Source organism: Roseateles sp. GW821-FHT02E12, from assembly GCF_059421665.1.
Window position 1 is genome coordinate 288649 of the sequence record NZ_JBWKVK010000004.1, and the last position, 12469, is coordinate 301117.

Consider the following 12469-nt stretch of genomic DNA (forward strand, 5'->3'; position numbering starts at 1 on the left):
TCAGTTTGAAGCTGCGCTGGCCGATGACGCGGCAGCATCCGCCGCGCTTGGCGGTGCCAGCAGCACCTTCTCGCCGGCCTTCAGGCCATCCAGCACCTGCACCTTGGCGCCGTCCTGCAAGCCGGCCTTCACCTGCCGTGGCGTCTGCTTGTTCTCGGCATCCAGCACCTGCACCGTGAAGCGCCCGTCCTTGCCGCGCTCGCCCAGCGCGACGATGGGCATCGTCAGCACCTGCTTGACGGAGCCGGTCTCGATGTCCACCTGCACCGTCATGTCACTGAACAGCGAGCGGTCGCGGTTGTCCACCTCGAACAGCACGTTGTAGAACACCGCATTGCCGGCGCGCTCCGGCACCGGCTGGATGACGCGCACCTTGCCCTCGTAGCGCTTGCCTTCGCCCGACAGCGTCGAGAAGCGCGCCACCTGGCCCACCTTGATGGCCTGGATGTCGGCCTCGGGCACCTTGGTGCGCACGGTGATGGTGTCAAGGTCGGCCAGCGTCAGGATGACGGGCGTGATCTGCACGGAGATGACCGTCTGGCCCACCTGCACCGGCAGGTTGACGACGGTGCCGTCCATCGGCGCCGTGATGCGGGTGTACGAGAGGTTGACCTTGCGCTTGTCCAGGTCGGCTTGCAGCCGCACGAGGTTGGCGGCCTGGCCGCGCAGGTCGGCTTCGATCTTGGCCAGGTCGGTCTCGGCCTTCTCGGCCTCGTTGGCCGCGGTGGCCTGGCCGGCCAGCAGGCGCTGCTGGCGCTTGAGTTCGCGGCGGGCGGATTCGGCGTCGATGCGGCGGCTGTCCAGCGCGGCGATGGCCTGGGCCACGGCGGCCTCGGCCTGGGCCACGTCGCTGCGGGCCAGTTCCGGGTCCAGGCTGACGAGCAGCTCACCCTTCTTGACCTGCTTGCCCAGCTCCACATGCAGCGTCTGGATCTGGCCGCTGACCTGCGCGCCGACGTCGACGCGGGTCTTGGCCTGCAGCACGCCGGCGGCTTGCACGGTCTGGGTCACGTCGGCCAGAGCCACGACGCCGCTGGGTGGGGGAGGCGGCGGCGGCGGGCGGTGGGTGAACCACCAGGCCGTGCCGGCCGCGGCGAGCACGGCAATGACGATCAGGCGCGTGCGCCAGCGTTTCAGAAATGAAGCTTTCATGTCCCTCCCAGGACCTTCGGGGTCTGCGCCCCTTCTGGCCGGCGTCGGCGTGATGGGTCGGTTAGCGTAGCAGTCGAGCGGAGCCGGGCGGCCCCACTTCACTCATCGTCGTGAGTGAAGTGCCGGTTGGCAAAAGTCATGTGGGGTCAGGACTTGCGCCGCCAGGCGCAAAAGTTGGCCAAGGACGACTTGCGTCCTTCAATCCCCCTAGGGGCTCAGCGGCTGTGCGACGTGAGTCGTGCCAGCGGCGAAGCCATGCTGACGCCGGGCGCGGCCGTGCTGGCGCCGCGCGTGGGCTTGCCGTCGTCGTCCTCGGCGCCGGCCGTCAGCGCGGCGATGCTGTCCGGGTTGCGGCGCATCGCCACGCCCACGGCCAGGATGTCGATGACGAGCAGGTGAAGGATGCGGCTGACCATCGGCAGATGGGTCGCGATGTCTTCGATGTGGTCGACGATCAGTGTCGCGTCAGCCTTCTTGGCCAGCGGGCTCTGGCTGGCGGTGATGGCCACCACCTTGGCGCCGCGCTCCTGGGCCTTCTCGACGACGGACAGCAGCTCCGGCAGCCGCCCGCCGCTGCTGATGACGACGGCCACGTCGCCCTCGCGCAGCACGTCGGCGGCGAGCAGTTGCAGGCGCGGGTCGGTGTAGGCGCCGCAGGGCATGCCGAAGCGCAGGAACTTGAACTGCGCGTCCTGCGCGACGACACCGTAATGGCCGAGCGCGAAGAACTCGATGCGGTGGGCCGCCAGCAGCATGTCGATGGCGCGGTCGATGGTGTCGCGGTTCAGGTGGCTGCGCACCTGCAGGATGGCGCTGGCCGTGTTGCCCAGCACCTTGGCGCCCAGCTCCAGCATGGAGTCGTTGGTGTTGACCTGCGTGTGGGTGACGGGCACCGTGCCGGTCAGGCCCGAGGCCAAGCGCAGCTTGAAGTCCGACAGGCCCTCGCAGCCCAGCGACCGGCAGAAGCGGATGACGGTGGGCTGGCTGACGCCGGCGGCGCGGGCGATCTCGGCGATGGGGTCGTTCAGCACCGAGCGGGGCTGGGCCAGCACGAGGTCGGCCACGCGCAGCTCGGCGGGCGACAGCTCGCTGCGGGCGCGGCGGATCTGGCCAAGGATGGCCGAGCCGGGCGAGGCCTGCAGGTTGCGCAGCTGGTTTTCAAGAATGGCTGACGCGCCCTTGAAAGTGGCGTTCTCGGCGGTGATGACGAAGGTGGGGATGGCGGCAACGTAGTCGCGAAAGCGCCCCTTGTCCTCGAAGCGCTCACGGAATGGGCTGCGGTCGAAGTACTCGCCCAGCCGCGGCACGATGCCGCCGCCGATGTAGATGCCGCCCAGCGAACCGAGCGTGACGGCCAGGTTAGCGGCCGCCGTGCCGAGCAGGCCGCAGAAGACCTCCAGCGTTTCCAGGCACAGCGCGTCGGCGTCTTCCAGCGCGCGCTGCGTGATGGCCGGCGCCTGCAGCGGCTCGGCGGTCACGCCGTTGCGGTCGGCCAGCGCGCGGTAGATCAGCTCGAGGCCGGGGCCGGAGATCAGGCGTTCGTAGGACACGTGATCCAGCGTCTTCCAGGCGAACTGCAGGATCTCCATCTCGCGCTGGTCGCGCGGGCCGAAGTTGACGTGGCCGCCCTCGGTGCCCAGCGCGATCCAGCCTTCGCCAGCCGGGATCAACCCCGACACACCCAGGCCCGTGCCCGCACCCAGCAGGCCGATGACGCTGGGCCGGCGTGCCTGGCCGCCCCCGACCTGGCGTACGTCGACCTCGGCCAGGCGGGGCAGGGCCATGGCCAGCGCGGTGAAGTCGTTGACGACCACCAGCGTGTCCAGCCCGAGGCGCTGGCGCATCTCGTCGATGGAGAACTGCCAGTGGTAGTTCGTCATGCGCACCTGGTCGCCCTCGACCGGGTTGGCGATGGCGATGGCCGCATGGGCAATCTGCTGCGGGCCACCCTCCTGCCAGCTCAACGACTGCAGATACGCGCGCACCGCGGCGTGGAAATCGGCGTGGTCGGCGCAGCGCAGCGAGGCCATCTGCGTGAATTCACCCGGGCCGAATTCCAGCGCAAAACGGGCATAGGTGCCGCCAATATCGGCAAGCAGACGGGGGCTGTCGAAACGGGGCATGGACGCTGGCAGAAACCTGAGGGAAGACGAGCGATTATCAGCAGGCGCGCCGGCAGCCCGCCTTGCCCCGCCATGGCGGGGTTTCTGGGCCTGGGCGCTGAAGGGGTTGTAGCTTCACTACAGCCCCTTCGCAATCGAGTTTCCCCAGGGCGATGGATGGGTTGTTGGGGCCTGAAAGCGTTTTCGTGTCTGAAAATGGAAACCCAGGGTGAGCTTGTATTGTCGATTGGATGTAGTTTTGCTACCGTCCGCCGCGACCGCAATTTCATCCTTTCAGCACCTGTGTTTGCCATCGTCCGCCTCCTGAATATCCGCAGCTCGTCTTCATCCATCAATTCGGGAGTTCTGGCGTGAGCGCCGCATACCCTTGGCTGGTGGCCGATGTGGGTGGCACGAATGCCCGCTTCGGCACTGTTGCCGGGCCGGGCGCGCCGGTTGAGGATGTGCGTGTTCTGCCCGTTGCCGGCCATGCCGGGCCGGCTGCCGCGGTGCGCGCCTATCTGGAGGGGCAGCCCGCAGGCAAGGCCAAGCCGCAAAGCGCGGCCTTCGCGCTGGCCACCGCGCTGGACGGCGACCGCATCGAGCTGACCAATGGCGCCTGGAGCTTCTCGCGTGCGGGCACGCAGGCGGAACTGGGCTTGCAGACGCTGCTCTGCCTGAATGACTTCGAGGCCCAGGCTTTGTCGCTGCCACGGCTGCGTGAGCATCAGCTGCGCGCCTGGGGTGCGCCGCCGCCGGCGACCGGTGACGTGGCTGTTGGTACCGTCATGGCCGTCATCGGCCCGGGCACTGGGCTGGGCGTGGGTGGCGTGGTGCGCGCACCGGGCCGCTGGCTGGCGCTGCCGGGCGAGGGCGGCCATGCCACGCTGGCCCCTGCCGACGATTTCGAGAGCGCCGTGCTGAGCCAGGCGCGCCGCGAGTTCCCGCACGTGTCGGCCGAGCGCTTCCTGTCGGGTATCGGCCTGCCGGTGCTGTGCCGCTCGGTTGCTGCAGTACTGGGTGAGGGTGAAGATGTCAGCGCGCTGCCGACCGAACAGATCGTCGCGCGCGGGCTGTCGGGCGAGTCGCCGGCCTGCTCGCGCACGCTGGATGTCTTCTGCGCCATGCTCGGCGGCTTTGCCGGCAGCGTTGCGCTGACGCTGGGTTCGCGCGGCGGCGTGTTCATCGGCGGCGGCATCGTGCCGCGGCTGGGCGAGCGCTTCTTCCGGTCCGAGTTCCGCAACCGCTTCGAGGCCAAGGGCCGCTTCCAGCCCCTGCTGGCGGGCATCCCCACGGCCCTCATCACCGACACGCTCGCCGCGCTGTCCGGCGCCTCGCTGGCGCTGGAGCAGGCCGACGCCTGACGCAACCGCGCGCAGGCCTGCGCGCTGGTTTTCTTGTTCGAGACGCGCCCCGCTGCAATCGCGGTGGGCGCCAGCCTGGGTTCGCCCATACGTCCCGCCGCCCGTGCGGCGGGGTGCGAACGACTGCGCGCCGCGCGCCGCCGTGATGCATGCCGCACTTGTTGTTAACCCCAAGTTGATGCTGTAGTTGAGCTACAAGTTTTGACTTCTTCGGTGGTTGAGAATCAGTCGCTTTGGCTGGAAGAGTCGATTAAATGCTGGTTTACCCTTGGATTAAGGCCGAAATCTGGTCGCGTCTGCGCAACGTCTAGGGTTTACGTAGGTGCGGAAAAAAATCTAGTTTTGATACAAACCAGGTCGAGACGTTGGGTTCTCGCCCCGAAGTTGTGCGCCGCAGCCCGGCGCCGCGACGAGGGCCAAGCCGCTTTCCACGAACCAGAGGAGACATTCATGACCATGAGTAAAGACAAGCGCGGCACAAACGCCGTCATGTCCTTCCGCATCAGCCCGGTGGCCGTCGGCTGCACGCTGCTGATCGCCGCCGCAGGCGCGTCAGCGCAGGCCCAGCAGACCCAGCAGCTCGAAACGGTGACCGTCACGGGCATCCGCAAGGGCATCGAAGCTGCCATCTCGGTCAAGCGCAACAGCGACTCCATCGTCGAGGCCATCTCGGCCGAAGACATCGGCAAGCTGCCCGACTCGTCCATTGCCGAATCCATCGCACGCCTGCCCGGCCTGACCGCGCAGCGCGTCAACGGCCGCGCACAGGAAGTGCAGATCCGCGGCCTGGCCGGCCAGTTCGCCACCACGCTGCTGAACGGCCGTGAGCAGGTCAGCACCGGCGACAACCGTTCCGCCGAGTTCGACCAGTACCCGTCCGAGCTGCTCAGCGGCGTGCTGATCTACAAGACGCCGGACGCCGGCCTGGTGGGCCAAGGCCTGTCCGGCACGATCGACCTGCAGACCGTGCGCCCGCTGGCCTTCGCCGGCCGCACGATGGCCGTCAACCTGCGCGGCGAGAAGAACTCGCTGGGCCGCCTGAACCCGGGTGCCGCCAGCGACAAGGGCAGCCGCTTCAGCTTCTCGTACATCGACCAGTTCGCCGACCGCACCGTGGGCGTGGCCCTGGGTTATGCGCGCCTGGACTCGCCGAACCAGAACAACTACTTCCGCAACTGGGGCTACCCCACCGGCAGCGGCACGATCGGCGCCAACACGTACAACGACGTGCGCGTGCCCGGTGGCGTGCAACTGCGCAACGAGTCGGCTTCGCAGAAGCGCAACGGCCTGATGGGCGTGCTGCAGTGGAAGCCGTCCAAGGAATTCGAAAGCGTCGTCGACGTCTATCACTCGACCTACGAACGCATCGCCCTGCAGCGCGGCTTCGAGGCTGGCCTGGCCTGGTCCGGCGCTCAGCTGACCAACCCGGTCGTGGAAGGCGCAACGGCGGCCGGCCCCAACACCTTCACCGGTGGCGTGCTGACCAAGGGTGACTACGTCGGCGTCAAGCCGGTGCTGCGCCACGACGTCAACGACCGTGAAGACACCATCTCCGCCGTGGGCTGGAACAGCAAGCTGGTGCTGAGCCCGGCACTGACGCTGGCTGGCGACCTGAGCTGGTCCAAGGCCAAGCGCCAAGAGTCCATCATGGAGATGTACGCCGGCACCGGCCAGGGCAGCCAAGGCGCCACCGACACCTTCAAGGTGGTGCTGCCCGTGGGCGGCGGCCTGCCCAGCATCACGGCCGGCCTGAACTATGCCGACCCGTCGCTGATCAAGCTGGTTGACTCCGGTGGCTGGGGCCAGGCGGGTTACCTGAAGAAGCCCGAGGTGAAGGACGAGATCAAGTCCGCCAAGGTGACTGCCAAGTACACCGAAGACCTGCTGTTCTTCAGCGGCGTCGAAGGCGGCCTGAACTTCACGCAACGCCAGAAGTCGCGTGACGTGCCCGAGTGGTTCATGGACCTGAAGGCATCGCCCACGACGATCCCCGCCAGCATGCTGTTCGCCCCGAACAACATGGGCTACGCGGGCCTGGGTGACTTCATCTCCTACGACGCCCGCGCTGCCGCGGCGCAGTTCTACAACCTGCGCGCCAACCTCGGCAACCACGACATCATCAACAAGGACTGGACGGTCAAGGAAGACATCACGACCGCCTTCGTCAAGGCCGAGGTGGACACCGAACTGCTGGGCAAGCCGCTGCGTGGCAACTTCGGCGTGCAAGCCATCCATGCCGACCAGCGCTCCAACGCGTTCAGCATCCAGGGCGGCACCACCAACCCGACCTCGCGCGGCACGACCTACACCGACTGGCTGCCCAGCCTGAACCTGACCTGGCAAGTTGCCAGCGACCAGAACCTGCGCTTCGGTGTGGCCCGCCAGATCACCCGTCCGCGCATGGATGACCTGCGCGCCACGCAGTCCTACGGCGTCGACAACACGCGCCGCATCTGGACCGGTGACGGCGGCAACCCCGAGCTGAAGCCCTGGAAGGCCGACGCAGTCGACCTGTCGTACGAGTACTACTTCGGCAACAAGGGCTATGTGTCGGTCGCGGCCTTCTACAAGGACCTGAAGACCTACATCTACAAGCAGAAGCTGAACATCAACTTCCGCGACCGCTTCGGCACCCTGACGCCCCCGGGCGCCGTCACGCCGACGTCGGACATCGGCGAGTTCGAGACGCAGGCCAATGGCCAGGGCGGTTCGCTGTCCGGTGCTGAGCTGGCCGTGTCGCTGCCGCTGCAGATCGTCACCCCGTACCTGGACGGCTTCGGCGTGCAGCTTGCCTGGGGCCACACGGAGAGCAAGGTCTCGCCGTTCGGCCCTGGCGACACCCGCCCGCTGCCTGGCCTGTCGCCCAACACCTACAACCTGACGGCCTACTACGAGAAGTACGGCTTCTCGGCGCGTATCAGCACGCGCATCCGTGACGGCTTCGTTGGCGAGGTGACGGGCTTCGGCGCCGACCGCACGTTCGAGTACGTCAAGAAGGAAAAGGTCACCGACCTGCAGCTCGGCTACGAGTTCCAGAACGGCGTTGCCAAGGGTCTGTCGCTGGTGTTCCAGATCAACAACCTGAACAACGAGCCCTACGTCGAGTACTACAACAACGACCTGACGCAGACCAAGCAGTACACCAAGTACGGCAAGACCTACCTGTTCGGTGTGAACTACAAGTTCTGATCCACCGGCAAGTGCTAGCGTGACGACCCTTGCCGGAGCAATCCGGCAAGGGTTTTTTGTTCCCGGAGGGGCAAACCTGACATGAGCGAGTTTTCGCAGGCGCCGGTGAGGCGCGTCGTCATCCTCGGCGGAGGCAGTGCGGGCTGGATGGCCGCTGCGGCGCTGTCCAAGGTGTTGATGGGGCAGGTGGAGCTGCACCTGGTGGAGTCTGAGGAGATCGGCACGGTGGGTGTCGGCGAGGCCACCATCCCGCAGATGCGCCAGTTCAATGCCGGCCTGGAGCTCGACGAGGCCGAGTTCGTGCGCGAGACGCAGGCCACCTTCAAGCTCGGCATCGAGTTCGTCAACTGGGCGCGGCTGGGCGACCGCTACATCCACAGCTTCGGCCAGGTCGGGCAAGACCTGGGCATGGTGGCCTTTCACCATTACTGGCTGAAGGCGCGGCGCGAGGGGCGGGCGGCCGAGCTGTCCGACTACGCGATCAACACCGTGGCCGCACGCGCTGGCCGTTTCGCGCCCGAGGCCCGTGCGCCAGGGCTGCCGCCCATGCCGGTGCATTTCGCCTACCACTTCGACGCCGGCCTCTATGCCCGCTATCTGCGCAAGCTGAGCGAGGCTGCGGGTGTGGTGCGCCACGAGGGCAAGGTCGTCGACGTGCGCCAGCGCGCACACGATGGCTTCATCGAGTCGCTGCAGCTCGCTTCCGGTGAAGTCGTCGCGGGCGATCTCTTCATCGACTGCTCGGGCTTTCGCGGCCTGCTCATCGAGGAGGTGCTGAAGACGGGCTATATCGACTGGTCGGAATGGCTGCCGATGGACCGGGCCGTTGCCGTGCCTTGCGAATCCGCCGGCCCACCGCCGCCCTACACGCGGGCAACGGCGCATGGCGCCGGCTGGCAGTGGCGCATCCCGCTGCAGCACCGGGTGGGCAACGGGCATGTGTACTGCAGCCGTTTCACGTCAGACGACGAGGCGACGGCGCTGCTGCTCGGCAACCTCGAAGGCCGCCAGTTGGCCGACCCGCGGCCGTTGCGCTTCACGACCGGCAAGCGCCGCAAGCTGTGGAACCGCAACGTCGTTGCGATGGGCCTGGCCAGCGGCTTCCTGGAGCCGCTGGAATCCACCAGCCTCTACCTCGTGCAGTCCAGCATCTCGCGGCTGATCCAGTTCTTCCCGCATGCCGGCTTCTCGCAGGCCGACATCGACGCCCACAACCGCCTGGCGGACGAGGAATTCGAGCGCGTGCGCGACTTCATCATCCTGCACTACAAGGCCACGGAGCGCGACGACAGCCCGCTGTGGCGCTACTGCCGCGACATGGCCGTGCCCGAGACGCTGCAGCACAAGCTCGACCTGTTCCGCCACACCGGCCGCATCCTGCGCTCGCACCTGGACATCTTCACCGAGGTCAGCTGGCTGCAGGTCATGGAGGGCCAGCGCCTGCTGCCCCAGGCCTACCATCCGCTGGCCGACCTGCTGAAGCCCGAAGAGGGCGCGCATTTCGTCGCCGGCGTGCGCGACGCGGTGCACCGCCAGGTGGCCAGCCTGCCGCTGCACCAAGACTTCATCCGCGAGCATTGCGCGGCGCCCAAGCTCTGAGCCCCAGCCCTAGCCCATGTCCGAGTCCCTGATCCAAGACATCGTCATCGTCGGCGGCGGCACCGCCGGCTGGATGACCGCCACCGCCTTGTCCACCGTGCTGCGCGGCCGCTACCGCATCCGCGTCGTCGAGTCCGACGAGATCGGCATCGTGGGCGTGGGCGAGGCGACGATCCCGATGATCCAGCGCTTCAACCGCGTCATCGGCATCGACGAAAACGAGTTCATGCGCGAGACCCAGGGCAGCTTCAAGCTGGGTATCGAGTTCGTGAACTGGGGGCGGCTGGGCGAGCGCTACATGCATGGCTTCGGCCGCATCGGGCAAGACCTGTGGACCGTGCCCTTCGAGCAGTACTGGCACCGCATGCGTGCAATCGGGCGGGCCTTGCCGCTGGAGAACTACTCCATCACGCGCATGGCGTCCAAAGCCAACAAGTTCATGCCGCCGCGCGCCGACCTCGGCAACTCACCGCTGGCCGATATTGCCTACGCCTACCACTTCGACGCCAGCCTCTACGCCCGCTACCTGCGCCGCTTGAGCGAGCAGCGCGGCGTGCAACGCACCGAGGGCAAGATCACGCACGCCACGCGGCGCAGCGAAGGTGCCAACGCCGGGCATGTGGACGCCGTGGTGCTGGAAAGCGGCGAACGCATCGAGGGCGACCTGTTCATCGACTGCTCGGGCTTTCGCGGCCTGCTGATCGAGCAGACGCTGCAGACCGGCTTCGAGGACTGGACGCACTGGCTGCCCTGCGACCGCGCGCTGGCCGTGCCGTGCGAATCGGTGGCGCCGCTGACGCCCTACACCCGCGCCACGGCCCACCGCGCCGGCTGGCAATGGCGCATTCCGCTGCAGCACCGCATCGGCAATGGCCATGTCTACTGCAGCCAGCACATCAGCGACGACGAAGCCGCCGCGACCTTGCTGGCCAACCTCGACGGCAAGCCGCTGGCCGACCCGCGCCCCATCCGCTTCAAGACCGGCATGCGCCGCCTGGCGTGGAACGAGAACGTCGTCGCCATCGGCCTGTCGAGCGGCTTCCTGGAGCCGCTGGAGTCCACCAGCATCCACCTGATCCAGTCGGCCATCCAGCAGCTCATCGACTTCTTCCCGGACCGCGGCTTCAATGCGGCCGATGTGGCGGAGTTCAATCGCCAGAGTCGCTTCCACTACGAGCGCATCCGCGACTTCGTCATCCTGCACTACCACCTGAACCAGCGCGACGACTCGGCGTTCTGGAAAGACTGTGCCCACATGGCCATACCCGAAACACTGACGGAGAAGCTGTCGCTGTTCCGCAGCCACGGCCGCGTGATCCGCCGCGATAACGAACTCTTTGCCGAGGTGGGTTGGGTGCAGGTCATGGAGGGCCAGAACCTGGTGCCGCAGCGCCCCCATCCGCTGGCCGAGTTGCAGGATGCGCAGGACACGCACGACTACCTGGAGAGCGTTCGCCAGGTGATCGTCAAGTGCGTGGACGTCATGCCCGACCACGCCGCCTACATCGCCCAGCACTGCGCGGCCAAGCCCGTGTGAGCGTGTGAGCCCTTCATGCCGGCGCCTCTGATCCAGGACATCGTCATCGTGGGCGGCGGCACCGCCGGCTGGATGACGGCGTTGGGTTTGGCGACCGTCGTGGGCGACCGCTACCGCGTCCGCCTCGTCGAGTCCGACGACATCGGCATCGTCGGCGTGGGCGAGGCGACGATCCCGCTGATCCAGCGCTTCAACCGCATCGTCGGCATCGCCGAGAGCGACTTCCTGCGCGAAACCGGGGGCACCTTCAAGCTGGGCATCGAGTTCGTCAACTGGGGCCGCGCGGGCGACCGCTATATGCACGGCTTCGGTCGCATCGGGCAGGACCTGTGGACGGTGGGCTTCGAGCAGTACTGGCAGCGCATGCGCCTGGCAGGCCGTGCACGGCCGCTGGGCGACTACGCCATCACGCAGATGGCCGCGCGTGCCCACCGCTTCATGCCGGCACGGCCTGAGCCGGCCAACTCCCCGCTGGCCGACATCGCCTACGCCTACCACTTCGACGCCGGCCGCTACGCACGCTATCTGCGCCGCCTGGCCGAGGCGCGTGGCGTGCGGCGCACGGAGGGGCGCATCACGCATGCCACGCAGGCGCCGTCCGGCGATGTCGACGCCGTCGTGCTGGAAAGCGGCGAGCGCGTGGCCGGTGAGTTCTTCATCGACTGCTCGGGCTTTCGCGCGCTGCTCATCGAGGAGACGCTGAAGACCGGCTTCGACGACTGGAGCCACTGGCTGCCCTGCGACAGGGCCCTGGCCGTGCCTTGCGAGAGTGCGCCGGTGTTGACGCCCTACACCCGCTCCACGGCCCACCGCGCCGGCTGGCAGTGGCGCATCCCGCTGCAGCACCGCATCGGCAATGGCCATGTCTACTGCAGCAGCCACGTCAGCGACGACGAAGCCGCCGCGACGCTGCTGGCCCACCTCGACGGCAAGCCCCTGGCCGACCCGCGTCCGCTGCGCTTCAAGGCCGGTGTGCGCCGCCAGGCCTGGAACCGCAACGTCGTCGCCATCGGCCTGTCGGGTGGCTTCCTGGAGCCGCTGGAGTCCACCAGCATCCACCTGATCCAGCAAGCCATCCAGCTGCTGATCGACTTCTTTCCCGATCGCGGCTTCAGCCCGGCCGACATCGCCGAGTTCAACGCACAGAGCCGCTTCCACTGGGAGCGCATCCGCGATTTCATCGTGCTGCATTACCACGCCAACCAGCGCGACGACTCCGTCTTCTGGCGCGACTGCGCCCACATGGCCGTACCCGACTCGCTGCGCGAGAAGATCAATCTCTACAAGAGCCACGGCCGCGTGTTCAGATTCAACAATGAGCTCTTCACCGAGACCGCCTGGCTGCAGGTCATGGCCGGCCAGAACCTGCAGCCCGCAAGCTGCCACCCCTTGGCTGCGCTGCAGGCCGAGGACAAAGTGCACGACTACCTCGAAGCCGTGCATCGCGCCGTCGTCAACAGCGTGGCATTGATGCCCGACCATGCCGACTACATCGCTCGCCATTGCGCGGCGCCGTCCTGAACCGA

At 67.4% G+C, this 12469-nt stretch carries 7 protein-coding genes; 5 read left to right on the forward strand and 2 right to left on the reverse strand.

Annotated features, from left to right (window positions below; genetic code table 11):
* Positions 1-1152 (reverse strand): efflux RND transporter periplasmic adaptor subunit, encoded by a 1152-nt coding sequence (locus tag AC07V5_RS24180; protein WP_495118276.1) that lies wholly within the window; start codon positions 1150-1152, stop codon positions 1-3.
* 215 nt (positions 1153-1367) lie between these two features.
* Positions 1368-3275, reverse strand: coding sequence for a glucokinase (locus AC07V5_RS24185; protein WP_495118277.1), 1908 nt, complete (start codon positions 3273-3275; stop codon positions 1368-1370).
* Positions 3276-3625: 350 nt separating this feature from the next.
* Here AC07V5_RS24185 and glk point away from each other — a divergent pair, with 350 nt between their 5' ends.
* The 5 genes from glk to AC07V5_RS24210 all read left to right on the forward strand — a co-directional run bounded on the left by glk (position 3626) and on the right by AC07V5_RS24210 (position 12464).
* Complete coding sequence (glk, locus tag AC07V5_RS24190) at positions 3626-4618, forward strand: glucokinase (RefSeq protein WP_495118278.1); 993 nt, start codon at positions 3626-3628, stop codon at positions 4616-4618.
* A gap of 450 nt (positions 4619-5068) precedes the next feature.
* Positions 5069-7807, forward strand: coding sequence for a TonB-dependent receptor (locus AC07V5_RS24195; protein ID WP_495118279.1), 2739 nt, complete (start codon positions 5069-5071; stop codon positions 7805-7807).
* A gap of 81 nt (positions 7808-7888) precedes the next feature.
* Positions 7889-9406: a tryptophan halogenase family protein gene (locus AC07V5_RS24200; RefSeq protein ID WP_495118280.1), complete on the forward strand. Its 1518-nt coding sequence runs from the start codon at positions 7889-7891 to the stop codon at positions 9404-9406.
* 16 nt (positions 9407-9422) lie between these two features.
* On the forward strand, positions 9423-10943 hold the full coding sequence (locus tag AC07V5_RS24205) for a tryptophan halogenase family protein (protein ID WP_495118281.1): 1521 nt from the start codon (positions 9423-9425) through the stop codon (positions 10941-10943).
* Positions 10944-10958: 15 nt separating this feature from the next.
* On the forward strand, positions 10959-12464 hold the full coding sequence (locus AC07V5_RS24210) for a tryptophan halogenase family protein (RefSeq protein WP_495118282.1): 1506 nt from the start codon (positions 10959-10961) through the stop codon (positions 12462-12464).
* The last annotated feature ends 5 nt before the right edge of the window (positions 12465-12469 follow it).